Source organism: Afipia dichlorophenoxyacetatis, from assembly GCF_055386385.1.
The window spans coordinates 1,593,584-1,615,774 of record NZ_AP029250.1; the positions used below are offsets into that span (position 1 = coordinate 1,593,584).

The 22,191-nt window shown below is 60.4% G+C and carries 25 protein-coding genes; 17 read left to right on the forward strand and 8 right to left on the reverse strand.

What is annotated here, in order from left to right; translation table 11 throughout:
- Positions 1-10 precede the first annotated feature (10 nt).
- Both ACZ5C3_RS07360 and ACZ5C3_RS07365 read right to left on the reverse strand, forming a co-directional pair.
- A complete protein-coding gene (locus ACZ5C3_RS07360; protein ID WP_464036484.1) occupies positions 11-1,207 on the reverse strand; it encodes an alpha-D-ribose 1-methylphosphonate 5-triphosphate diphosphatase in 1,197 nt (398 codons plus the stop codon).
- An 18-nt stretch (positions 1,208-1,225) separates the two neighbouring features.
- Positions 1,226-1,855, reverse strand: a complete 630-nt coding sequence (locus ACZ5C3_RS07365) for an LbetaH domain-containing protein (protein ID WP_464036485.1) — start codon at positions 1,853-1,855, stop codon at positions 1,226-1,228.
- 206 nt (positions 1,856-2,061) lie between these two features.
- On the opposite strand from ACZ5C3_RS07365, the gene phnC reads away from it, so the two are divergent.
- From phnC to phnE (ACZ5C3_RS07385), 4 genes are all read left to right on the forward strand, one after another.
- On the forward strand, positions 2,062-2,874 hold the full coding sequence (phnC, locus tag ACZ5C3_RS07370) for a phosphonate ABC transporter ATP-binding protein (protein WP_464036487.1): 813 nt from the start codon (positions 2,062-2,064) through the stop codon (positions 2,872-2,874).
- A 42-nt stretch (positions 2,875-2,916) separates the two neighbouring features.
- Positions 2,917-3,855, forward strand: a complete 939-nt coding sequence (gene phnD, locus ACZ5C3_RS07375) for a phosphonate ABC transporter substrate-binding protein (RefSeq protein WP_464036489.1) — start codon at positions 2,917-2,919, stop codon at positions 3,853-3,855.
- Between the two features lie 65 nt (positions 3,856-3,920).
- The gene (gene phnE, locus ACZ5C3_RS07380; protein WP_464036491.1) at positions 3,921-4,805 is read left to right on the forward strand and encodes a phosphonate ABC transporter, permease protein PhnE; all 885 of its coding nucleotides are present in this window, start codon (positions 3,921-3,923) and stop codon (positions 4,803-4,805) included.
- Entirely contained in the window at positions 4,802-5,653 is an 852-nt protein-coding gene (gene phnE / locus ACZ5C3_RS07385; protein WP_464036493.1) for a phosphonate ABC transporter, permease protein PhnE, read from the forward strand. The genes phnE (ACZ5C3_RS07380) and phnE (ACZ5C3_RS07385) overlap by 4 nt, the downstream gene beginning before the upstream one ends.
- A gap of 9 nt (positions 5,654-5,662) precedes the next feature.
- Here the strand turns inward: phnE (ACZ5C3_RS07385) and phnF are convergent, their stop codons facing one another.
- Positions 5,663-6,388, reverse strand: coding sequence for a phosphonate metabolism transcriptional regulator PhnF (gene phnF / locus ACZ5C3_RS07390; RefSeq protein WP_464036495.1), 726 nt, complete (start codon positions 6,386-6,388; stop codon positions 5,663-5,665).
- Between the two features lie 133 nt (positions 6,389-6,521).
- Here phnF and phnG point away from each other — a divergent pair, with 133 nt between their 5' ends.
- From phnG to ACZ5C3_RS07450, 12 genes are all read left to right on the forward strand, one after another.
- Positions 6,522-6,983: a phosphonate C-P lyase system protein PhnG gene (gene phnG, locus ACZ5C3_RS07395; RefSeq protein WP_464036497.1), complete on the forward strand. Its 462-nt coding sequence runs from the start codon at positions 6,522-6,524 to the stop codon at positions 6,981-6,983.
- Positions 6,984-6,987: 4 nt separating this feature from the next.
- Positions 6,988-7,605, forward strand: coding sequence for a phosphonate C-P lyase system protein PhnH (gene phnH, locus ACZ5C3_RS07400; RefSeq protein WP_464036498.1), 618 nt, complete (start codon positions 6,988-6,990; stop codon positions 7,603-7,605).
- 3 nt (positions 7,606-7,608) lie between these two features.
- Positions 7,609-8,715 (forward strand): carbon-phosphorus lyase complex subunit, encoded by a 1,107-nt coding sequence (locus ACZ5C3_RS07405; RefSeq protein ID WP_464036499.1) that lies wholly within the window; start codon positions 7,609-7,611, stop codon positions 8,713-8,715.
- The gene (locus ACZ5C3_RS07410; RefSeq protein WP_464036501.1) at positions 8,712-9,587 is read left to right on the forward strand and encodes an alpha-D-ribose 1-methylphosphonate 5-phosphate C-P-lyase PhnJ; all 876 of its coding nucleotides are present in this window, start codon (positions 8,712-8,714) and stop codon (positions 9,585-9,587) included. Before ACZ5C3_RS07405 ends, ACZ5C3_RS07410 begins: the two co-directional genes overlap by 4 nt.
- The gene (gene phnK / locus ACZ5C3_RS07415) at positions 9,587-10,369 is read left to right on the forward strand and encodes a phosphonate C-P lyase system protein PhnK (RefSeq protein WP_464036503.1); all 783 of its coding nucleotides are present in this window, start codon (positions 9,587-9,589) and stop codon (positions 10,367-10,369) included. The genes ACZ5C3_RS07410 and phnK overlap by 1 nt, the downstream gene beginning before the upstream one ends.
- A 7-nt stretch (positions 10,370-10,376) precedes the next feature.
- A complete protein-coding gene (gene phnL / locus ACZ5C3_RS07420; protein ID WP_464044618.1) occupies positions 10,377-11,075 on the forward strand; it encodes a phosphonate C-P lyase system protein PhnL in 699 nt (232 codons plus the stop codon).
- Between the two features lie 11 nt (positions 11,076-11,086).
- A complete protein-coding gene (locus tag ACZ5C3_RS07425) occupies positions 11,087-12,244 on the forward strand; it encodes an alpha-D-ribose 1-methylphosphonate 5-triphosphate diphosphatase (protein WP_464036505.1) in 1,158 nt (385 codons plus the stop codon).
- Positions 12,241-12,819: a phosphonate metabolism protein/1,5-bisphosphokinase (PRPP-forming) PhnN gene (gene phnN, locus ACZ5C3_RS07430; RefSeq protein WP_464036507.1), complete on the forward strand. Its 579-nt coding sequence runs from the start codon at positions 12,241-12,243 to the stop codon at positions 12,817-12,819. The genes ACZ5C3_RS07425 and phnN overlap by 4 nt, the downstream gene beginning before the upstream one ends.
- 8 nt (positions 12,820-12,827) lie before the next feature.
- Entirely contained in the window at positions 12,828-13,253 is a 426-nt protein-coding gene (locus ACZ5C3_RS07435) for a GFA family protein (protein ID WP_464036508.1), read from the forward strand.
- A gap of 160 nt (positions 13,254-13,413) precedes the next feature.
- Positions 13,414-14,388, forward strand: coding sequence for a lytic transglycosylase domain-containing protein (locus ACZ5C3_RS07440; RefSeq protein ID WP_464036510.1), 975 nt, complete (start codon positions 13,414-13,416; stop codon positions 14,386-14,388).
- A gap of 149 nt (positions 14,389-14,537) precedes the next feature.
- A complete protein-coding gene (locus tag ACZ5C3_RS07445; protein ID WP_464036512.1) occupies positions 14,538-15,263 on the forward strand; it encodes a sulfite exporter TauE/SafE family protein in 726 nt (241 codons plus the stop codon).
- A gap of 128 nt (positions 15,264-15,391) precedes the next feature.
- The gene (locus ACZ5C3_RS07450; protein WP_464036514.1) at positions 15,392-16,624 is read left to right on the forward strand and encodes a DUF2336 domain-containing protein; all 1,233 of its coding nucleotides are present in this window, start codon (positions 15,392-15,394) and stop codon (positions 16,622-16,624) included.
- 169 nt (positions 16,625-16,793) lie between these two features.
- Here ACZ5C3_RS07450 and ACZ5C3_RS07455 read toward each other — a convergent pair whose 3' ends face one another.
- The 4 genes from ACZ5C3_RS07455 to ACZ5C3_RS07470 all read right to left on the reverse strand — a co-directional run bounded on the left by ACZ5C3_RS07455 (position 16,794) and on the right by ACZ5C3_RS07470 (position 19,583).
- Positions 16,794-17,378 carry an Hpt domain-containing protein gene (locus ACZ5C3_RS07455; RefSeq protein WP_464036515.1) on the reverse strand — a complete coding sequence of 195 codons (585 nt, stop codon included), beginning with the start codon at positions 17,376-17,378 and terminating at the stop codon, positions 16,794-16,796.
- Between the two features lie 8 nt (positions 17,379-17,386).
- A complete protein-coding gene (locus ACZ5C3_RS07460; RefSeq protein WP_464036517.1) occupies positions 17,387-17,932 on the reverse strand; it encodes a response regulator in 546 nt (181 codons plus the stop codon).
- A 107-nt stretch (positions 17,933-18,039) separates the two neighbouring features.
- Positions 18,040-18,819, reverse strand: a complete 780-nt coding sequence (locus tag ACZ5C3_RS07465) for an NAD kinase (protein WP_464036519.1) — start codon at positions 18,817-18,819, stop codon at positions 18,040-18,042.
- A gap of 203 nt (positions 18,820-19,022) precedes the next feature.
- Positions 19,023-19,583 carry a tetratricopeptide repeat protein gene (locus ACZ5C3_RS07470; protein WP_464036520.1) on the reverse strand — a complete coding sequence of 187 codons (561 nt, stop codon included), beginning with the start codon at positions 19,581-19,583 and terminating at the stop codon, positions 19,023-19,025.
- A 240-nt stretch (positions 19,584-19,823) separates the two neighbouring features.
- On the opposite strand from ACZ5C3_RS07470, the gene ACZ5C3_RS07475 reads away from it, so the two are divergent.
- Positions 19,824-20,039 carry a His-rich protein BRANT gene (locus ACZ5C3_RS07475; protein ID WP_464036521.1) on the forward strand — a complete coding sequence of 72 codons (216 nt, stop codon included), beginning with the start codon at positions 19,824-19,826 and terminating at the stop codon, positions 20,037-20,039.
- A gap of 126 nt (positions 20,040-20,165) precedes the next feature.
- On the opposite strand, the gene ACZ5C3_RS07480 is transcribed toward ACZ5C3_RS07475, so the two are convergent.
- Positions 20,166-22,124 (reverse strand): TonB-dependent receptor plug domain-containing protein, encoded by a 1,959-nt coding sequence (locus ACZ5C3_RS07480; protein ID WP_464036523.1) that lies wholly within the window; start codon positions 22,122-22,124, stop codon positions 20,166-20,168.
- Positions 22,125-22,191 lie beyond the last annotated feature (67 nt).

Below are 22,191 nucleotides of genomic sequence, written 5' to 3' on the forward strand. Positions count from 1 at the left end.
ATCGAAGCTTTCAGGCTGGTTCAACCCTGCGTGCAGGAGACATGGTTGTCGTTGTCATCCGCTGTGGTTCGGTGAGGTACGCGAGCTGTCCGCCTGCAATCACGGCAACGATGCGAGGCCGTAGCGCCTCCTGCGCATCGACCAAGATAATGTCGGCGCGCTTGCCGGACGCGATGTCGCCGCGATCATGCAGGCCGGTTGCGGCAGCCGGTGCTCCCGAAACAAGCGACCAGGCCTGGGGCAACGGCACAATCCTGTCGGCTGCGAGGCGGAACGCGGCGAGCAGTGGCGCCGGATAATAGTAGTCCGAGGCGAGGATGGAGCAGAGGCCTTTGTTCACCATCTCGGCGGCGCTGGTCCAGCCAGTGTGGCTGCCGCCGCGCACCACATTCGGCGCACCGAACACGGTAAAGTCACCGCCGTCGATAGCAGCGCGCGCGGTCTCTTCATTGATCGGGAATTCCGCGATATCGATACCGAGTCCGCGGAAGTTCGCGCGTTGCTTCGGCGATTCATCGTCGTGAGAGAGCAACGGCACATCGTTGTCCCGGGCAATGGCGGCCAGCCGTTCGATCGATGCCGGCACGTCGTCCGCACGTTTCATGACCCGGTCGACCAGCGCATCGAATTCGCCTTCGCTGAGGCCTGATCGTTCGACCATGCGCGCACGCTTCTTCGGATTGCTCATCGACGCCGTGGTCATGTGCATGTGATCGTTGAAGGCGAGCAAGCTGACGCGTCCCGTCGCCATCCACTCAGCGATCATCGGCTCGGCATCAAGGTTGAATGTCTCCTGCCGCAGGTGGAAGCGTGTGTCGGCTGCGAAGCGCGGACGCAGGTCTTCGATGGCGTCGACAAGACGATGAGCATTCTCGGTGCCGCGCAGGCCTGGCTCCCACGACCATGTAGCGGCATGAAAAACGGTGGTCATGCCGTTGGCGATGGCTTGCCGGTCACTGTCCATCAGCGCGACATCGATCGGGAAATCGACGCCAGGGCGCGGCATCATCTGCCGCTCGAAAGCGTCGCCATGCATGTCCACGATACCAGGGAGCGCGATCAGACCGCGGCTGTCGATACGCAGCGAAGCGGGTTCGGCGCGTGACGATGTTTCCGAAATGAGGCCATCCGCCACATGGATGGTCGCATCATCCACAAATCCGTTGCCGATCAGCGTCTGTCCGCCTTCGATCAAGATGTCCGTCATGCTTCGTCCGATCCCGCGTTATGTTGTCGCGTTGTTGTATTTTTCAATAAAGGCTTCCACCGGCAGCTTCCGGAAATCCGGCAGCGCGGTGCGAAGCTGGTCATGGGTCCAATCCCACCATGCCAGCGCCATCAGTTGCTCTTCGACCCGTTCAGAGAAGCGCCGGCGAATCGGCTTGGCGGGATTACCCCCGACGATTGTATAGGCCGGCACATCCTTGGTGACGACCGCGCCTGCGGCGACCACGGCACCAGTGCCGATGTTGCGGCCGGGCAGGACGATGGCGCCGTGACCGATCCACACATCGTGGCCAAATGTCACATGATGGCTCCGCCGCCAGTCGAAGAACTCCGCGTCGTCCGTTTCGCCCGGAAAATAGGCACTCGCGCGGTAGGTGAAGTGAGCTTGCGTCGCGCGATGCATGGGATGGTTGCCGGGATTGATCCGCGTCATCGCCGCGATCGAGCAGAACTTGCCGATGGTAGCATAGGCAATCTGACTATCGTTCACGACATAGGAATAATCGCCGAGCGTAACTTCAAGAAGTGTTGTTCGTGCGCCGATTTCGCAATAAGCGCCCGCCTTGCTGTCGCGTAGTGTTGCAGTCGGGTCGATGAAAGGTTGGACGGAAAGTGTCTTGCCAGCCATAGGCGGTCAAATCTCGCAGTGAGGTGATGCGGGAATGAGGGTGTGTGTAGTGTCTTCGGTGTGTTTCGTGACAATGTCATGAACATTAAGTGACGGCAAATCTCTTCTGCGCTGCACACAGAAGTGCGCGGGAACAATCTGCGCTGTCACACAACTGTAGAATACGCACGTTAGCGGTGGGGCTCTGTTAAGGACGGAGCCGACGAATGCTTGTAGTGGACGGATTGACGTGCCGGTTTGGTACGAAGACGGCCGTTGACAATGCGTCTTTCTCGATTGAGCCCGGACGTTTCGTTGGTGTCATCGGCCGTTCGGGTGCCGGTAAGTCCACCTTGCTGCGTATGATCAACCGTCTGGAGCAGCCGACCAGCGGACGCATCACGTTCGAAGGCGTCGATGTGACCGCGCTGAAGGGCCAAGAGCTGCGCCGCTGGCGCGCACGTTCGGCGATGATTTTCCAGCAGTTCAATCTGGTTGGCCGTCTAGATGTCCTGACCAACGTGTTGATGGGGCGCCTTGCAGGCGTGCCGCTGTGGCGCTCGATGAGCCAGATGTGGGCGCAGGACGACAAGGCGGTTGCCATCTCCGCACTCGAACAATTCGACATGATGCCGATGGCGGCGCAGCGCGCCGATCAACTCTCTGGTGGGCAGCAGCAGCGTGTGGCGATCGCGCGCGCGCTTGTCCAGCAGCCGGACATCATTCTGGCGGACGAGCCAATCGCCTCGCTTGATCCCCGCAATACCCGCATCGTGATGGACTCGTTGCTGCGTATCAACAAGCACTTCGGCATCACGGTGATGTGCAATCTCCATTCGCTCGATCTGGCACGGACGTATTGCGACCGCCTGATCGGCATGTCTGCGGGCCGTGTGGTGTTTGATGGCGTGCCTGCGATGCTCACGGACTCAATCGCCCGCGAGCTTTACGACCTTGAGGCCGGCGAAGTGATGGACGAAGCGCCGGATTTCGTACCCGGAGAATTGGCGCCCGCGCTCGGAAGTGTCGCGGCTGCCTGATCTTTCTGCCGAAACTATCTGACGACACAACAGGGGGACTTTATGTTCAATCGTCGTACTATTCTTGCCGGCGCGGCCGCGCTTGCGTTCACCGCGACCGCAGCTTCCGCCCAGGACTGGAAAGCCAAGTATCCTGAACTCAACTTCGCTGTTGTTCCTGCCGAGAACGCCTCGGGCGTGACCGAGCGCTGGGCACCGTTCATTGCATATCTCAGCAAGGAACTCGGCGTGAAGGTGAACCTCCGCATCGCCAACGACTATGCTGCGGTGATCGAAGGTCAGCGCAACGGCAACATCCACATTGCTAGCTACGGCTCGGCTTCGTTCTCGCGCGCTCGTCTCACCGGTGTGAAGACCGAAGCTTTCGCCAACGACCGCAACATCGACGGCAGCACCGGCTACTATTCGATGTTCTTCGTGCTGGCGAAGAGCCCCTACAAGAGCATCGACGACCTGAAGGGCAAGAACCTCGGCCTCGTCGATCCGAACTCGACCTCGGGTAACAACGTGCCGCGCTTCGAGCTGAACAAGATGAATATCGGCGATGCTGAATCCTATTTCAGCAAGGTCGTGTTCACCGGCAGCCATGAGAACGCGCTGCTGGCGCTTTCTCAGGGCACGGTCGATGTCGCCGCCAACCAGTGGACCGCTGAAAACGACTCGACGCTGCAGCAAATGCTCACCAAGGGCATGCTGAAGAATGCCGACGGCTCTGCGATGAAGAAGGAAGACTTCCGCATCATCCACAAGTCGGCTGCGATCCTGAACGGACCATACGCCGTGCTCGAAGACATGCCGGCAGACCTGAAGGCCGCGATCGAGAAAGCGTTCTTCGATGCGCCGACCAAGGACAAGGCTGCGTTCGAGCGTCTATCGGATGGCCAGAAGCAGGGCTTCGCTCAGGCCAAGACGGCGGATTGGAACGACACCATCGAACTGATCAAGTTCGTCGACAGCCTTCGCAAGAAGAAGGGCTCCTGATTGGAGCAGGGGCTGGACCGCGTGTGCGGTCCAGCCTTTCCTTACGCTCATAGAGCAATCCGGCTTTGACCGTCAGTCTCACCAGCTATCCGCCCCAACAGATCGCGGCGCTTGAAGCCGCGTATAACGCGTCGGTTTCGCGCAAGCGTGTCCGTTTCTTGATCGGGCTTGTGGTCTTCGTGGTGCTGCTGATGATTGCTGCTCTGGGCGCCGAAGTCGCGCCGGAGACACTGGTTGAGAAAATCGGTAATTTCGTCGGCTATTTCGACCGTATTCTGCATCTCGACAGTGGCGCGCGGGTTTGGACCGATCCAGCCGAATGGTTCTGGGGCTGGAAGGGCTGGCTCAAGCTGCTCGCGGAAACGCTGTTGCTGAGCTATGTCGGCACCACCATCGGTGCACTTGGTGCACTGTGTCTGAATTTTTTCGCAGCCGCCAACACGTCGCCGCATCCGATGGTGCGTTTCGTGACGTGCCGCTTTCTTGAATTCTGTCGCACTGTTCCGAGCATCGTGTTCGCGCTGATCTTCGTTATCGCTTTTGGTCTCGGACCGATGGCCGGTGTGCTGGCGATTGCGATCCACTGCATCGGGGCGCTTGGCAAGCTCTATTACGAGATCGTCGAGAATATCGATATGAAGCCGCTGGAAGGCGTGCGCTCGACGGGTGCGAACTGGCTCTCTTGCATTCGTTTTGCGGTCTTGCCGCAGGTGATGCCGGGCTTTGCCAGCTACACGCTGCTGCGCTTCGAGATCAATGTGCGCGAAGCGTCCATCATGGGTTTTGTCGGTGCGGGCGGCATCGGGCAAGAACTCGTGGTCGCGGTGCGTAAGTTCTTTTATTCGGACGTCAGCGCGATCCTGGTGATGATCATCGTCACCGTGTTCATTATCGACATCCTCACCGGCTGGCTGCGCGGCCGCCTGCTCGGCACGGGAGCGCGCACATGATCGCGGCCGATCGCAGCACGGCGGAGCTCGCGGCGCAGTACCCTGATCTGTTCCACGGATCGAATGCGGGCCGCGTGAAGGCGCTTATCATTGCGGCAGCGGCCATTGCTCTGTTTTTCTTCGGCTGCTGGTATCTGGAGATTTCGATCCACCGTCTGGTGACCGGATTCAAGCAGCTCGGCTGGTTCGTCATGCTGATGATCCCGCCCGATCCGGGCACATCGTTTCCGACATATCTCCATGCCATGGGAGAGACGCTGTCGATCGCGTTTCTCGGCACGCTGCTGGCGGCACTGATGGCGCTTCCCGTCAGTCTGTTGGCGGCGAAGAACGTCATCCCGTCCATCTTCCTGCGTTTTCCCGTGCGGCGCTTTCTGGATTCGATCCGCGGTATCGATACGTTGATCTGGGCGCTGGTGTGGATCAACGTGGTCGGGCTTGGCCCATTCGCAGGCGTACTGGCCATCGCGACGTCGGATTTCGGCGCGTTCGGCAAACTATTCTCGGAGGCGATCGAAGGCGCCGACCGCAAGCAGGTCGAAGGTATTCGTGCAGCGGGCGGCAGCAAGATGCATGAGATTCGCTTCGGGCTGTTGCCGCAGGTGCTGCCGGTGCTTGCCGGCCAAATTCTCTATTACATCGAATCCAACACGCGCTCGGCCACGATCATCGGCATCGTCGGCGCGGGCGGCATCGGCCTGCAACTGGCTGAACAGATCCGTGTGCTGGAATGGCAGAAGGTCTCGACGCTGATTCTCATGATCCTCGTCGCGGTTGCAGCAATCGATTTTGTCTCGACCCGGCTGCGCCGCGCGATCATCGGCCGGGCAGGAGAAGCCCGGCACTAATCTTTGTCACTAATTTTCGATGACGAACTGAACGCGTTCAGCGGCGAAACGCGAGCGTGATATGATCAATGGCTTGCCGTTCATTTCCGTATCGAGCTTTTCAACGACGAGGACCGGACGGCCGAGCGCGAGATCGAGACGCGCGGCGTCGGCGGCTTCGGCAATGGCCGCAGTGATGTTGGTCCACTCGCGGCGATAGTCGCGGATGCCGTAATGTTCCAGCACCTTGGTGATGGATTGCAGTTTTCCGTAAAGCTTGGCGCCATCAGGAAAGCGGTCCGCTTCGACCCATGCGGAGCCGACGCAAATTGGCATCCGGTCTGCTGTGCGCAGTGCATCGATCCGCAGCAAGGGTGCGCCGGTCTTGAGCCCTAAGTGTTTGGCGAGATCCTGCGGCGCATCTTCGATCGATGCATTCAGCAACTTGCCGCTGGCCTCATGTCCGCCCGCGCTGACGATCTCGGAAAAGCGTGTGCGCGAGCGCAGCGGATAGGCGATGCGCGGGGCTTCGACATAGGTACCGCTGCCGCGTTCGGCGCGCACCAGCCCACGTTCGGCGAGCGCAGCCAGCGCGCGGCGCACGGTGTGGCGGTTGACCCGATGGAGTTCCGCGATTTCGGTTTCGCCCGGCAGCTTGGAGTCGCGCGGATAGGTTCCATCGGCAATCGATTGCTCGATGGAATCTGCCACGCGCCGCCACAGCGCAACGCCGGTGCTGGTTTCAGTCAGACTCATGGATGCAACTGCCCCTCGCGGAGTGAGAGTCGCAACATACCGAAAATCATGCCGTCGTCACCAGATTGTCATAGCGCTGCGTTACGAAGTTGTCTATTAACATAGACAACTTGGAATCAGCAAGCTGGACATCATGACCCGACCGGAAATCAGTCCGCAGCAAACCCAACGTCAGCAGGCCATGGCCGTGCTGGCGCATATACCGACGGAGCGGATCGCTGCGTGTCTGGGCGAGGTCGATGTTCCGCCACATGAATCCCTGCGTCAGCCGGAGAATGGCCTTGTCATGGTACGTGGCCGGATTGGCGGCGACGGCGCGCCGTTCAATCTCGGTGAAGCCTCGGTGTCGCGCGCGGCGGTGCGTCTCTCCTCTGGCGAAGTCGGCTTCGGCTATGTGCTGGGACGAGACGGCGAGAAGGCGCGGCTGATCGCGCTGTGTGATGCGCTGATCCAGAGCGATGCCTTCAAAGAACGCGTCGAAGCAAAGGTCGTGGCGCCGCTACGCGAGGAACTGGCGAAGGCCCGTGTGCAGCAGGATGCTGAGACGGCTGCCACACGGGTCGATTTCTACACACTGGTGCGAGGCGAGGGTTGAGATCATGACACTTGCCACTCTTCAGTCCGGCCTTGGGACAGGCTTCGCTAACCCGGTACAATCATCGCAGACAGTGTTCCGCACCGTGATGAATGCCATGGCGCGGCCGGGGTCGGTTCATACGATTGCGGAAGAGGTCAAAGCACCCTCGCTGATGATGCCAGCGACCGCCGCAGTGGCGCTAGCGCTGTTCGATCACGATACGCCTATCTGGCTCGACCCGGCTTTCGCAACCGAGGCCGACATGGCGTCGTGGCTGCGCTTCCAGACCGGGGCACCGCTGACGTCTGATGCGTCGCAAGCCGCTTTCGCGTTGATCGCGAAGGGTTCGGCGTTGCCGGATTTTCAAGTGTTTGCACCGGGTACGCCGGAATATCCCGACCGCTCAACCACGCTGGTGGTTCAGGTGGAGACGCTGACCGCGGGCGACGAGTTCACGTTCAGCGGACCGGGCATTCAAGGCACATCGAAATTGCGGGCGGACGCACTGCCGCAGGATTTCGTCGCGCGCATGCAGGCCAATCGCGCGCTATTTCCGTTGGGCGTCGATCTGCTGCTGGTCAGCGGTGGCGATCTCGTCGCGCTGCCGCGCAGCACCCACGTTGCCGCGAAGGAGGTCTGAGACATGTACGTTGCAGTCAAAGGCGGCGAACGCGCCATCGAGAATGCACATCGGCTGATGGCGCATGAGCGCCGCGGCGATCCAGCGGTGCCGGATTTGTCGCTGGCGCAAATTTCAGAGCAGCTCACTCTCGCGGTCGATCGCGTGATGACGGAAGGTTCGCTCTACGACCGCGAGCTCGCAGCGCTTGCGATCAAGCAGGCGCGCGGTGACCTGATCGAGGCGATCTTCCTGCTGCGCGCATTTCGCGCCACGTTGCCGCGGTTCGGTATCACCGAACCGCTCGACACCGCCGACATGCAGGTGCGCCGCCGGGTATCGTCGACCTTCAAGGATATTCCAGGCGGACAGATTCTCGGCCCGACCTTCGACTACACGCATCGTCTGCTTGATCCGGCACTCGCGGCGGGTGAAGCCGTCGCCGAGCCAGCGCAGGGCACACCAAGCAACGAGTCGATGCCGCGCGTCACCGATATTCTCGGTGCGGATGGCCTGATTGAACCCTCTCCAAAGGAAGATCCGGATCAGCCGGTGGGGGATCTCACGCGGGAGCCACTCAGCTTCCCGGCGGATCGCGATCTGCGCTTGCAGAACCTTGCCCGCGGCGACGAGGGTTTTCTGCTCGCACTCGGTTATGCGACGCAGCGCGGCTTCGGCCGCACGCACCCGTTCGCTGGTGAAATTCGTTTTGGCGATGTCGAGGTTGAGTTCTTTGCCGAAGAAGTCGGCTTCGCCGTGCCGCTCGGTTCGATCGAACTGACCGAATGCCAGATGGTGAACCAGTTCAAGGGCTCCGCTACGGAAGCGCCGTGCTTCACCCGTGGCTACGGCCTCGCTTTCGGGCAGAGCGAGCGCAAGACCATGTCGATGGCGCTGGTGGATCGCTCACTGCGGGCACGTGAGCTTGGCGAAGAGGTTCGTGCGCCGACGCAGGACGAGGAATTCGTCATGTCGCATTCGGACAACGTGCAGGCCACAGGCTTTGTCGAACACCTCAAACTGCCGCACTACGTCGACTTCCAGTCCGAACTCGGACTGCTGCGCAAATTGCGCAAGGAATTCGAAGCGGCGAAAGACAGCGACAATACCCTTGCGGAGGCCGCCGAATGAACGCGCCGGTTTATAACTTCGCCTATCTCGACGAACAGACCAAGCGGATGATCCGTCGCGCGATCCTGAAGGCGATCGCGATCCCCGGCTATCAGGTGCCGTTCGCGAGCCGCGAAATGCCGATGCCTTACGGCTGGGGCACCGGCGGCGTGCAGGTGACTGCGGCCATTCTTGGCGCGGACGACACGCTTAAAGTCATCGACCAAGGTTCCGACGACACCACCAATGCAATCTCGATCCGCAAGTTCTTCGAGAAGACGGCGGGTGTCGCGACCACGACGGTGACGTCCGACGCCAGCGTGATCCAGACGCGGCATCGAATCCCAGAGACGACGCTGTCCGAGGATCAGGTGCTAGTCTATCAGGTGCCGATCCCCGAGCCGCTGCGCTTTCTCGAGCCACGCGAGACCGAGACGCGCCGCATGCATGCGCTCGGCGAGTACGGGCTGATGCATGTGAAGCTCTATGAAGACATCGCGCGCCACGGCCACATCGCGACCACCTATGCCTATCCGGTGAAGGTCAACGACCGCTATGTGATGGACCCATCGCCAACGCCGAAGTTCGACAATCCGAAGATGGATGATTGCGCAGCGCTGCAACTGTTCGGCGCGGGGCGCGAGAAGCGCATCTATGCAATCCCGCCTCATACCAAGGTGCGCTCGCTGGATTTCGAGGATCATCCGTTTGAAACCTATCGCTTCAGCGCGCCATGCGCGCTGTGCGGATCGACAGAATCTTATCTCGACGAAGTCGTGGTCGATGACAAAGGCGGACGAATGTTCGTCTGCTCCGATACGGATTATTGCGAAACACGCCGTGCGGACGGCCATCAGGGCGCGGGCTTCGGCGCCGACCATCAGGTGACATGATGCGCGACGACGATCAGCCACTTCTCATCTGCGAGAACCTGAGCAAGTCCTATGGCCGTCACCTCGGCTGCCGCAACGTCTCGTTCGAACTGTATCCAGGCGAAGTGCTGGCCATTGTTGGCGAGTCCGGCTCGGGCAAGTCGACGCTGCTGCAGATGCTGTCGACACAGTTGGAGCCGAGCGGCGGCCGGGTGCTCTATCGGATGCGCGACGGTGTTACCCGTGATCTTGCGACCCTTGGCGAAGCCGAGCGGCGGTTCCTGTTCCGGACAGACTGGGGGTTCGTCCACCAAGATCCCGCCATGGGTCTGCGCATGGCGGTCTCGGCCGGTGCCAATGTCGGCGAACGGCTGATGGCAGTCGGCTGGAATCACTACGGCAATATTCGCGACACCGCGTCGTCGTGGCTCGAACGGGTTGAGATTCCGACCGGCCGCATCGATGACGCACCGAAAACTTATTCCGGCGGCATGCGGCAGCGCCTGCAGATTGCGCGCAACCTCGTCACCGAGCCGCGTCTGGTGTTCATGGACGAACCGACCGGCGGCCTCGACGTATCAGTACAGGCGCGATTGCTCGATCTGGTGCGCGGGCTGGTCAACGAGCTCGGCCTTGCGGTCGTGATCGTGACGCACGATCTCGCGGTGGCGCGGCTGTTGTCGCACCGGGTGATGGTGATGAAGGGCGGTGAGGTGATCGAGACCGGTCTGACCGATCAGGTGCTCGACGATCCGCACCAGCCTTATACCCAGCTTCTCGTTTCCTCTATCCTGCCGGCGTGAGGTGCAGATGTCTCCGATGATCGAAATCTCCGGCGCGGCCAAGACTTTCACCATGCACCTGCAGAACGGCGTACGGTTGCCGGTCATTTCCGGCGTGTCGATGCATGTAAATTCTGGTGAATGCGTCGTGTTGGCTGGTCCTTCGGGCACGGGCAAGTCGTCAATCCTGAAGATGATTTTCGGCAACTACCGCTGCGATCAGGGCCGTATTGCCGTGCGTCACGCTGACAATATGATCGATATCGCGAGTGCCGAGCCGCGCGACATATTGCGCGTCCGCAGGCACACCATCGGCTATGTCAGCCAGTTTCTGCGCGCTGTGCCGCGGGTGGCGACGATCGATGTGGTGGCGGAGCCTCTGATTGCGAATGGCGTTGCGCGTGACGACGCCAAGGCCCGTGCCGGCGCACTGCTGCGCCGCTTGAATATTGCCGAGCGGCTCTGGGCGCTGCCGCCCTCGACCTTCTCCGGCGGTGAGCAGCAGCGCGTCAACATCGCGCGCGGCTTCATCTCGGATATGCCGATCCTGTTGCTGGACGAGCCGACGGCATCGCTCGATGCAACCAATCGCCAGATCGTGGTCGATCTGGTCGGAGAAAAGAAAGCCCGCGGCGTCGCCATGGTGGCGATCGTGCACGATGACGACGTGCGCAATCTGATCGCGGATCGAATTGTCGACGTGACGTCGTTCGCGGCGGCGGCATAAAAGGGGGAAGCATGAGTTCCGAACAAAACGAAACAATTCTCAGTAACGCCCGGGTGGTGCTGCACGACCGCGTTATCGAACGCGGGTGGGTAGCGATCGCGGGCGGCAAGATCGCGGAAATAGGCGAGGGCAACGCGCCCGGACGCGGCGAAGACATGGGCGGCGATCTCGTCATGCCGGGCCTGATCGAGCTGCACACGGATCATCTCGAGGCGCACTACATGCCACGCCCGAAGGTTTATTGGGATTCGGTTGCGGCCGTTGTTTCCTACGATGGCCAGCTTGCCACCAGTGGCATCACGACGGTTCTCGATTCGTTACGTCTCTGGAGCGAAGAAGGCGTCGAGGGGGTTGACGGCCAGGCGAATGTTCTGGCGACGGCGATCAGTAACGCGCGCGAAGCCAATTTGCTGCGCGCCGATCACTTCCTGCATCTGCGCTGTGAAATTCCGACACCTCGCGTCGTCGAAGAGGCCAAGGAGTTGATCGAGCGTCCGGATATTCGGCTGATGTCGTTGATGGATCACACACCAGGACAGCGCCAGTTCCGCGATGAGGGCAAGCTGCGCGATTATTATCGCGGCAAGACCGGCGGTCTCACCGATGCGCAGCTCGATGTGATGTTTGCGCAGCGCCTGGAATACCAGAAGAAATACGCGACGAAGAATATGCGCGACATCGTCGCATTGGCGCATCACCACAACGTCCCGCTCGCCAGCCACGACGATACCACGGAGGAGAACGTCGGCGACGCGATCCGCGATCGCGTGTCGGTGGCTGAATTCCCGACTACGATGGAAGCCGCGCGCGGGCTGCATCAGGCGGGCGTCCGCGTGCTGATGGGGGCGCCGAACGTCGTGCGCGGCGGATCGCACTCCGGCAACATCGCTGCGGTCGATCTCGCCCGTGAAGGGTTGCTCGACATCATGTCGTCGGACTACGTGCCCTCGAGCTTGCTGATGGCGGCGATGCAATTGCCGAAGCATGCCCCGGTGATTGATCTTGCCGCGGCAGTGCGAACCGTCACCAAGACGGCGGCGGAAGCCGTCGGACTGAACGACCGGGGAGAGATTGTTGCGGGCAAGCGTGCTGACGTGATCCGCGTGCATATGGCGAAGGATCTGCCTGTGGTGCGCAGCGTCTGGCGTGAAGGGAACCGGGTCGCATGATCGATACAGCCACACTTTCTGATCAGCGCGCGGGCCTGATCGGCCCCGGCCGTCTCGTTCTCGTTGTCGGCCCGAGCGGTGCTGGCAAGGATACGCTCATTGGGCTTGCGCAGGCGGCCTGTGCGGACGATCCCGGCGTCGTGTTTCCGCAGCGCGTGGTGACACGTGAAGCGTCTTCATCCGAGAACAATGCCGCCGTCAGCCCGATGATGTTCGGGCAGATGCTCGCGCACGGTGAATTTGCCTTCCAATGGGAGGCGCACGGTCTGCGCTATGGCGTGCCGCGGTCGATCGTCGAGGATATCCGGGGCGGTCGCGCGGTGGTGGTCAATGTCTCGCGGACCATCGTCGAACTCGCGCGCCGGTCCTATACCGATGTCACAGTGGTCTCGATCACCGCACCGCCGGACATTCTGGCTCAGCGCATCGCTGACCGCGGCCGCAGCAGCGATGGCCAGGTCGAGGGCCGGATCCGGCGTACGGTCGTTTCCGCCGAGCCGGATGTCGTCATCAACAATATTGGGCCCGCCAAGGATCATGCCGCCCAATTGTTGCGGACCATTCGGGGGCATTAGCAGGTGACGTGGTGAGTGACACGACTGTTCGGGCTGGCCAGTGCCATTGCGGCGCGGTGCGCTTCGAGGTGACGCTTAGCGACGGCTTCAACTCGATCCGCCGCTGCACTTGCTCTTACTGCCGAATGCGAGGCGCCGTCATGGTCATGGCGGAAATGGGTGCGATCAAGGTCCTGCAGGGCGAGGATGCGCTTACAAGCTACCGCTTCCATACCGGATCAGCGCAGCACTTCTTCTGTTCTCGCTGCGGAATCTACACGCATCATCAACGACGATCGAACCAGAACCTGTATGCCGTAAATGTGGCTTGCCTGGACGGGGTAAGCCCTTTCGATTTCTCTGAGGTGCCCGTCACGGACGGCGTCAATCATACGAACGACACCGGTCAACCCACGCGTCGGTCAGGCACCCTCCGCTTCATCCCGGCTGACTAACGGTTGCTGTCGGGCGACGACCACATCCCAGGTCGTTCAAGGACGTGCGCTGGGAGAGTTGCGGCGCAGGGTTGTCTCTCCGATCTTCTGCATTAACCAGCCATTAACCATAATTGGGGCAGGTTGCGGTTCAGGTTCCTGGGGAGCGGGCAACCAACCTATGTCGATCGAAACCCTTACGACGGGTCTTGATGCTGCGCGCACCAAGATCGCGAACACTATTAAAGGCGCTGCAAGCGCCACCGGCGCGAGCTTCGAATATCTCGTCTCAGCGGCGAAGATGGAGTCGAATCTCGACCCGACCGCACAGGCGTCGACATCGTCGGCGCGTGGGCTTTATCAATTTATCGAGCAGACCTGGCTCGGCACCGTCAAAGAGGCGGGCTCTGCGTTTGGATTCGGCAAATATGCCGACGCCATTACGAAGTCGCCGTCCGGCACCTACTCCGTCAACGATCCTAACGCGCGCAACGAAATCCTGAAACTGCGCGACGATCCAGCCGCGAACGCCGCCATGGCGGGCGTGCTGACGCAGTCCAACAGCTTCAAGCTCACCGGCGCGATCGGCCGCAGGCCGACCGACGGCGAACTCTATATGGCGCATTTCATGGGCGTCGGCGGCGCGTCCAAGCTGATCAGCAGCGCGCAGGACAATCCGTATGCATCGGCCCCTGCGATGTTCCCGAATGCCGCGGCCGCAAATCGCTCGATCTTCTACAATCGTGACGGCAGCGCGCGAAGTGTCTCGCAGGTCTATTCGGTGCTGACATCGCGTTATGATAGCGCGGCGAATTCGCAGACGGCGCGCATGGCCATGGCGTCGGCCGGCGAGGTGCCGGGGCAATCGCGCACGGGGAACGTGCCGGATAACGCCGCGTTCCTCGCGAACTTCCCGCAGGCGCGTACAGCTCAGTCATCACCCCAGGTCGAAGAACTGCAGACACCGATCTCGCCGACCTTCCGCTCGCTATTTCAGGCGGGAACGCGGCCCGAACCGGTATCGAACACCGTCCGAGAGCTGTGGGGCAACAAGGCCACGGCCAGCAACGCGGGAACGCCGAACGATCCGCCCAAGGACGACGGGCCGCGGGGTATCGGCCTGTTCAGCGATCCGACTGGGCGTTATAGCGGCTGATTTTTTTCCCCGGTTGTGGACTTTTCCTTCGCATTCCATGCGAGGGTTTCCCGCGCGCGTCCGAAGCATCTATTCTTATTCGACTTTCGACGCGGGGAAGATGGTCGCTGCGCGCGCACATCTCCGCAAATGATTGCCGGAGGCTTCTCTTGAGCTTCGCGTTCGTGCTTGCCGTGGGCTTGGTTGCCGGTGTGATCAGCGGCATCATCGGCACTGGCTCATCGATCATGCTGCTGCCTGTGCTCGTCTACGAGTTCGGGCCGAAGGAAGCCGTGCCGATCATGGCGATCGCTTCCATCATGGCGAACCTGTCGCGCATCCTGGCATGGTGGCGCGAGGTCGATTGGCGCGCAGCCGGCGCTTATATGGTGACAGGCGCTCCAGCTGCGGCGCTCGGCGCGCGAACGTTGCTCGCTTTGCCGTCGCACGTCGTCGATGCCGCTATCGGCATCTTCCTGATCGGTGCGATTCCGCTACGGCGCTGGTTTGTTGCGCGCGGTTTCGTGCTGTCATTCTGGCACTTGGCCATTATCGGTGCTGTCGTAGGTTACATCACAGGTATTGTTGCGTCGACCGGTCCGATCACAATTCCGATCTTCATGTCGTTCGGTCTGATCAAAGGTGCGTTGCTCGGCACGGAAGCAGCGGGTTCGCTTGCGCTTTACACCAGCAAGGCGCTGACGTTTCAACGTTTCGATGCGATGCCTCCTGCGACAGTGTTCAAAGGTCTGATCGCCGGATCATCATTGATGGCGGGCGCTTTCATCGCCAAGCGTTTCGTGATGCGGCTCGATGCGGAATCGTTTCGCATCCTGATGGAAGGCATGATGCTGGTGGCAGGGTTGTCCATGCTTTGGACCGCGTTTCATCACTGATCCGCCCGTTAATAAAACCTCAATAAACACAGCCGTTTATGGTGAACCGTTTATTAAGTGTCATGGTTTACAGTTTCTGACAGTTGGCATCGAGCCCCGATGCCTTACAGGTTGCGTAAGCCGGTCCCATGATTGTTCGGCAGTTTATTAGTTGGGTTCGTACTGCTCCCGCAGGGGAGCGCGCAGAGGCAACGCGGGCATTGGCCCGGGCCTGGTTGATCTCCGATCTTTCGGACGATGACCGCGCCGCCGCCGAAGGTGCGTTGCTGATGCTTCTCGACGATGCATCGCCGCTTGTCCGCAAAGCGATGGCAGAAATTTTCGCCCGCTCGGCCGATGCGCCACCGGCGATCGTCGCAGCACTTGCAGTGGACCAGGCGTCTGTCGCAGTGCCGATCCTCGAACATTCACCGTTGTTGTTCGATGCCGACCTGGTCGACATCGTGGCGACGGGCAATTGCGAAATTCAATGCGCCATCGCGCGCCGCGCCGACCTTCCACCGTCGGTCTGTGCTGCGATTGCGGAAGTCGGTAGCCCGTCATCGGCGCTCGAATTGATCGAGAATCCACGTGCGGAGCTCGTGGCTTTCTCGCTGGAGCGCATTGTGGAGCGTCACGGACATTTCGCGGCCATCCGCGAGTCACTTCTGGATCTGCCCGATCTTCCCGTGAAGCTCCGGTTGATCCTTGCGGAGAAGCTCTCCAACACTCTGGCTCATTTCGTCACGGCGCGTGACTGGATGAGCGAGGATCGCGCCCGGCGCGTTACCAGCGAGGCGCTGGAGCGTTCGACCATCAACATCGCCTCGCATACGCGCGGTGCAGACATGGTCGCCCTGGTCAGCCACCTGCGTGCGGCCGGTCAACTCAATGCGGCCTTGATCTTGCGTGCGCTGTTGTCCGGCAATTTCGAGCTATTCCAGGAAGCGCTGGTGCAATTATCGAGTCTGCCGCGCCACCGCGTCGCAGCACTGGTTTACGATCGCGGCGGTGCAAGCCTGAATGCTTTGCTCGCTAAGGCTCGCTTGCCGCAATCAACTTTCGCAGCCTTCCGTGTCGCACTCGAGGCCAGTCACGAGGTTGGCTACATCGGCACTGTCAATGGCGCCACACGTCTGCGGCGGCGCATGGTCGAACGCGTGCTGACGCAGTGCGAGACAGCTCCTACGCCGGAGACGGAACCGCTGCTGATCATGCTGCGGCGCTTCGCCACGGAATCGGCGCGTGATGAAGCACGAATGTTCTGCGACGAACTTTTGGCTGACGACTTCGTCAACATGCTGGATGCGCACGCGACGGTTGACGCCATCGGGCGAAGCGACCGGTTCGATGCATATGACAATGAGCTGATCGCAGCCTGAACCTATTTAACGAACTTTACTGACTCAAATGCCCGGGCTCCGTCCCGGGCATTTTTTTAAAGCCGGTCATTTCACTACGGCGGGTTACCGGGCTTGACGGACAAAAGCAAAACCGCCCGGGCCAATCACGGCGCGGGCGGTTTGCTGGTTTCTACGTCGAAATCCGCTATTACTCGGTCGGCGCGATGCTCGGCGCCAGTACGGCTTCGAGATGTTCGGGGCGATCCTGGTTGACGGCAATGAGATATTCATCGGCGACGCTGCGCAGGCGCTTGCTGAGTTCGTCTGCCGTTTCCGCCTTGCCTTCGTCGCGGCGCTTCTGCTCGCGGAAGATCGCCAGGATGGCGTTGATGTGATGTGTAATGATCTCTTCGGGGACTTTCGCGAGATCCGGTGCGTGTTCGATAATCCGGGTCAGGCTCTCCGCGGCTGCAGCAGCCGTGGGATAGCCGAAAGTTGCAGAGTGGCCCTTGATGTCGTGGGCGGCGCGGAACATTTCGTCCTGCCGCTCCTTGTTCAAGCCGTCACGTTTGATCGCAGCATGGGCTTCATGGAGCCGGTCGCATTCGATACGCATCCACTCCTTGAACTCGCCGGAGAGGTCGGCAAGGGCCTGCTCGGCGCGGGCGACCGGATCATCGAAATCCTTGTCCTCCACATAGTGCACCATGGCACGCAGTGGGTTCGGTTGGGTAATAACAAGATGGTCGCTGAAAGTCTCGACGTTAATATCTGAAGGCTTCTTCGGGGCCATAGTGTTTCCTAGCCGGGGGCGCGCGCTTTATCGAGCAATGAAGGCTGCTGGACAACTTCAACTTGGCCGCCACTTCGCCGCTCAACACCGATGTAGGTCGTGTTGGAGTTGCGGCGGCGGTCCGGACCAAAGTAGTTCTTGGTCTTGATAAAGGGGCGCGGGTTGGCCACGCAATTCAGAATGCGCTGATAAAAGCCTTTCGCGGAGATCGGCTTGACTAGGAATTCCGTGACGCCGGCATCGCGAGCGATCATGACGCGGCGCTTTTCCGAGTGCCCCGTTAGCATGATGATCGGGGCGTAGGGATTTCCCGCGCCTTCCGGCTGCCGGATCATCTGTGCCAGTTCGAGGCCGTCGAAGATCGGCATCGACCAATCCGAGATCACGATGTCCGGGATATAGTGAGTGAACATTTCGAGGGCGGTCGCGCCATCCTCAGCTTCGTACACTTCGCGTGCGCCGAACGAATGCAGCAGCGTGCGGATGATCCGCCGCATGTGCGGGTTGTCGTCGCAGACAAGGAAACGGAGTTTGTTGAAATCGATGCGAAACATGCAGGAAACCCGATGATACACCCAAAAGGGAGTGCACCTTGCGTTAACTGTAGTACGCCGGTCTTAACGAATGGTTATCCATGCGCCGACAAATTGCCGGCGAATTTTCAGAAGCTAAACTGTTCACGCAGGATGCGTTCTTCGAGGCTGTGCCCGGGATCGAACAGCATACGGATCGAAATTGTCCGATCGGCTATGATCTCCACACGGCAGACATCACGCGCCTCGTCATGATCTGCCACCGCAGCGACAGGGCGTTTCTCGCTCTCGAGGACTTCGAAAACGACAAAGGCTGTGTTGGGCAGGAGCGCGCCGCGCCAGCGACGAGGGCGGAAGGCGCTGATCGGTGTCAGAGCCAGCAACGCGGCATTGATCGGTAGAATGGGACCTTGCGCGGATAGATTGTAGGCGGTCGAGCCGGCAGGGGTCGCCAACAGGATTCCGTCCGCAGCCAACTCGGCCATGCGCTCGCGCTCATCCACGAGAATCCGCAAGCGGGCGGCCTGATGGGTCTGGCGAAACAGCGCGACTTCATTAATGGCGTGATGGATATGCACCTTGCCATGCACGTCGGTCGCTCGCATCAGCAGCGGATTGATGACCGTGAGCTTTGCGGCTTCCAGCCGGTCGATCAGCGAATGCGCGCTGAACTCGTTCATCAGAAAGCCAACAGTGCCGCGATGCATGCCATAGATCGGAATGCCCGAGCGCATGTGCTGGTGCAGGGTTTGCAGCATCAGGCCGTCGCCGCCAAGCGCCACCACCACGTCGGCGTCGTCCGGCGCGTGGTTGCCGTAAATCCCGATGAGCTGCGCAAGCGCCTGCTGGGCTTCCGCGCTGGGGCCCGCCACAAAGGCAATCCGCTCATATTTCTTTGGCGTGGTCATCTGCCGCCGTCAGCCTCGAGCCGTCCTCTACACCCATTAAGGGGCGCAGGCCTCGTCTATACGAGGTTTCCCGGCCTTGTCGAGGCAGCAGCGGGGGATGGTGAGCAGCTCTGCGCGCGAAAATGGTAAAGACGGACGTGTGACAGGCGTGAATTAACCAAAAAGGGACCCGGGAGCCGGGTCCCTTCTGTTTGGAGGAAATCTCAGTAGACAGAACCGGGTTTGCTGCTCGCCAGCGCCGCGGCCAGGTTGCGGTAGTCCTCGTTGTCCTTGCCGGCGAGTTCTTCGATCTTCTTCAGGTGATACTCTGCGCGATCGCGGTGGCCCTGTTCGACCTGCCACAGACCATAATATTGCCAGGTTCGGACGTGGTTCGGATCGGCGGCGAGCGCGCGCTCGTACCATTCCTTCGACTGCTCGTATTGGCCGAGCTTGCGGTAGGAATAGCCGATCAAATTAGCAACGTCGGCGCGGTCATCATGGTCGAGTGCCCTGAGTTGGGGGATGGCAGCCGCATAGTCGTGCTGTTCGTAGATCGTTGAGTACGCTGCACGATATCCAGAAATGAAAGCCGGATCATCTACAGACGATCTTTTGTCGCTTTTCTTTGACTTCGAGCCCTTCGAGTCGGACTTGGTGTCCGATGACGGAGGAGGCGAGGGCGTGTCGCCGCCCGCGGCGAGCGCCCGGTCGAGCACGGGCGCTCCCATGAAGGCCGCAAGAAAAAATGCCAAGGATATTTGTCTGATCGCTGAACCGCTCATGACGAGCCTCCGAGAATAATGAGGCGCGGTGGTGCACCCCATTCGATTTTTAAACACCCGCTTGCGGCAAACATTCCGCGCACGGGGGTCAGCTAACATAACGAAAATGTCATCCAGATGAACGTCAGCCATCAAGCGGCTTCAGGTTGAGTTCAGCGCACGGCCACTAGTCTTGTTCCCATGATCGAACCCCGGTCATCGACCGGCCCCGCCCCTCGATCACATGAACAGGAGACGACCATGTTGAAGACGATTTCCGCCGCTCTGGTTGCGGCTTCGATGCTTGCTGCACCGGCGATGGCGACGACCGTCGTTAAGACCGGACACGGCGCGATCACGAAGAAGGTGGTGATCAAGCCGTCAGTTGCCAACGCGCAGGCGCACTTCGTCAAGAAGACCCATCACCATCGTCATCATGCTCACAAGCGTGTGGTCGTCGTGAAGAAGAAGTTCTGAGATTTCAGAACCGATATTTCCTGAGCGCTGCTATGCAACGCCCCCGCATCGAAGCGGCTCTCGGGAAAGAAGACCGGCCTGTGATCATCGCCCAAACGATGACCGCAGGCCGAGCTTGTAGTGTCGTCAGGGGACGATCGGTGCGCTGGCGAAGCGAACGCCGCCGATCACGCTGAAGCCGGGACGCAAGAAACCGTCCGGGTTGACGTATTGCTCGTTGAGCAGGTTGTCGATCCGCGCGAAGGCCGTCACGCCCTCAGCCACTTTGTAGTTCGCGGCCAGATTGACGAGAGTGTAGCCAGGCGTGATGAGCCTTGCGCCAGTGAAGCGGTCCACATCGGCGAAGCTGCTGAAGCTGATGGCCGTTGCCGACAATGTGAGGTCGTCGATCGGGGTCCAGATCGCCGTATAGCTCATTTTATTGCGCGGCCGCCGCACTAGCTCCAGACCGGTCTGGGCGTCAATCGCATCGGTGTAGGTGTGGTCAAAGCGGACCTTGAAGCGGTCGTTGAAGGTGATCGCCGCAAACGTTTCGAAACCGGATGTCTTGGCGGCTCCGATGTTCTGGTTCTTGAAGAACGGGTCGGTCGGATCGGCAATGATCAGATTCGTAATGTTGTTATTGAAGTAGGTCGTTCCGAACCGTACGCGGTCGTTGGCGATCGGTTGCTCGAAGCCGACATCGTAGCCGCGGCTTTCTTCCGGCTTCAGGTTCGGATTGTTGCTGTTGAAGGTGTTGTCATAGAGTTGGGTCAAAGATGGAGCCTTGAAGCCTGTGCCGTAAGTTGCCTTCAGCTTCGTCTCCGTACCCGGTACAATGTAAGCAGGTGCGATGCGATAGGTCGTATGATCGCCGAAGGCATCGTTGTCGTCGATGCGGACGTTGCTCACTACAAAGAAGCGGTCGGCGAATTGCGATTGCAATTCGATATACGCGCCACGGTTCCCATTTTCCTTTGTTGAAACCGTGTTCGAGTCGAAGCGCTCGATCTGGTATTCGCTGCCGACAACGAGCGTTTGACCCGGCATGAAGTTCGCAACGCTGCGCCAGTCATACTGGTTGCGCTCGCCGTTATTGGTCGAGAATTGGGCCGGCAAGAAGGTGGTGAAGTCGAGCCCGTAGGGATCGAAGTTATTACGCCGCTGCACATTGAAATTGGCGCCGAAATAGTTCTTCCAACGGCCGTCGAATGCGGAGACGACAGCTTCACTGCGTGTAAACAGCTGCGTCGAAGCCGTACGGCTTTGCTGATCCGCCGGGAAGGAGAATGTTGGATCCGAGCCCGTGAAGCCGAGAAGAGCTTCGGTGTACCGGCCCGTGAAGTTCAGGGCGAGATTTTCCGAAACATCGACACCGACTTTGGTCGAGAATGTCTTGTTGTCGTAGTTATTGGTGAAGCGCTTCTGGCCGGAGGGCAGCAACTCCAAAGGCGTGACTTGCGCGCCCGCCGTATGGAATTGCTCGACATTGAAGTTGTAACTGACGGGTCCCTGAGAGCCGCTGACGCCGCCGGAACTGTTGATGGTGCCGAAGCTGCCCCCTTCGACCCGCGCTCTGACAGTGGCCGGGCCTTTTCCACTTTTTGTGGTGATCGAGATCACGCCACCGATCGCATCGGAGCCGTACAGGCCGCTTTGCGGGCCGCGCAGAACTTCGATCCGGTCGATGTCACCAGTCAGCAGGTTGCCGAGGTCGAAATTCCCGGTAGGGTTGCTCGGATCGCCGACGTCGATGCCGTCGATGAAAATTTTCGTGTGATTGGAGTTCGTGCCGCGCATGAAGACCGACGTCTGGCCACCAGGACCGCCGTTTTGCACGACGTTGAGGCCGGGCACCGCCTGCAATGCGTCGACAACGGTACGGCGCTGATCGCGCTCGATGTCGGCCGCGGTGATCACTGTGATCGAGCTGGCGATCTGGCTGACTGGTGTCGGTACGGTCGTTGGTGATGTAACAGTGAGCGTCGGAAGCGCGTTTGCGTCCTGCGCAAGGGCAGGGCTCGTTGCCACGGCGCCTGCGACGCACGCGGCGAGCGGAAGTGCAAGCCTTGCCGTGGTGGAAAGATATTTCGAAAGAAGAGTCACGTTGTTGCCCCGTCGATGCCTTGAATCGCGGAGCCGGTGACAACACGCGCAGACACGATAAGGCGCG

What these genes read in the sequence shown, in the direction of transcription:
- ACZ5C3_RS07470 (WP_464036520.1), bottom strand. Translation starts at nt 19,583, where the DNA reads ATGAGCGGTTCAGCGATCAGACAAATATCCTTGGCATTTTTTCTTGCG.
- phnD (WP_464036489.1), top strand. Translation starts at nt 2,917, where the DNA reads ATGTTCAATCGTCGTACTATTCTTGCCGGCGCGGCCGCGCTTGCGTTC.
- phnG (WP_464036497.1), top strand. Translation starts at nt 6,522, where the DNA reads ATGACCCGACCGGAAATCAGTCCGCAGCAAACCCAACGTCAGCAGGCC.
- phnL (WP_464044618.1), top strand. Translation starts at nt 10,377, where the DNA reads ATGTCTCCGATGATCGAAATCTCCGGCGCGGCCAAGACTTTCACCATG.
- ACZ5C3_RS07465 (WP_464036519.1), bottom strand. Translation starts at nt 18,819, where the DNA reads ATGACCACGCCAAAGAAATATGAGCGGATTGCCTTTGTGGCGGGCCCC.
- phnE (WP_464036493.1), top strand. Translation starts at nt 4,802, where the DNA reads ATGATCGCGGCCGATCGCAGCACGGCGGAGCTCGCGGCGCAGTACCCT.
- phnN (WP_464036507.1), top strand. Translation starts at nt 12,241, where the DNA reads ATGATCGATACAGCCACACTTTCTGATCAGCGCGCGGGCCTGATCGGC.
- ACZ5C3_RS07405 (WP_464036499.1), top strand. Translation starts at nt 7,609, where the DNA reads ATGTACGTTGCAGTCAAAGGCGGCGAACGCGCCATCGAGAATGCACAT.
- ACZ5C3_RS07450 (WP_464036514.1), top strand. Translation starts at nt 15,392, where the DNA reads ATGATTGTTCGGCAGTTTATTAGTTGGGTTCGTACTGCTCCCGCAGGG.
- ACZ5C3_RS07360 (WP_464036484.1), bottom strand. Translation starts at nt 1,207, where the DNA reads ATGACGGACATCTTGATCGAAGGCGGACAGACGCTGATCGGCAACGGA.
- ACZ5C3_RS07460 (WP_464036517.1), bottom strand. Translation starts at nt 17,932, where the DNA reads ATGTTTCGCATCGATTTCAACAAACTCCGTTTCCTTGTCTGCGACGAC.
- phnH (WP_464036498.1), top strand. Translation starts at nt 6,988, where the DNA reads ATGACACTTGCCACTCTTCAGTCCGGCCTTGGGACAGGCTTCGCTAAC.
- phnK (WP_464036503.1), top strand. Translation starts at nt 9,587, where the DNA reads ATGCGCGACGACGATCAGCCACTTCTCATCTGCGAGAACCTGAGCAAG.
- phnC (WP_464036487.1), top strand. Translation starts at nt 2,062, where the DNA reads ATGCTTGTAGTGGACGGATTGACGTGCCGGTTTGGTACGAAGACGGCC.
- ACZ5C3_RS07365 (WP_464036485.1), bottom strand. Translation starts at nt 1,855, where the DNA reads ATGGCTGGCAAGACACTTTCCGTCCAACCTTTCATCGACCCGACTGCA.
- ACZ5C3_RS07475 (WP_464036521.1), top strand. Translation starts at nt 19,824, where the DNA reads ATGTTGAAGACGATTTCCGCCGCTCTGGTTGCGGCTTCGATGCTTGCT.
- ACZ5C3_RS07440 (WP_464036510.1), top strand. Translation starts at nt 13,414, where the DNA reads ATGTCGATCGAAACCCTTACGACGGGTCTTGATGCTGCGCGCACCAAG.
- ACZ5C3_RS07455 (WP_464036515.1), bottom strand. Translation starts at nt 17,378, where the DNA reads ATGGCCCCGAAGAAGCCTTCAGATATTAACGTCGAGACTTTCAGCGAC.
- ACZ5C3_RS07425 (WP_464036505.1), top strand. Translation starts at nt 11,087, where the DNA reads ATGAGTTCCGAACAAAACGAAACAATTCTCAGTAACGCCCGGGTGGTG.
- phnF (WP_464036495.1), bottom strand. Translation starts at nt 6,388, where the DNA reads ATGAGTCTGACTGAAACCAGCACCGGCGTTGCGCTGTGGCGGCGCGTG.
- ACZ5C3_RS07410 (WP_464036501.1), top strand. Translation starts at nt 8,712, where the DNA reads ATGAACGCGCCGGTTTATAACTTCGCCTATCTCGACGAACAGACCAAG.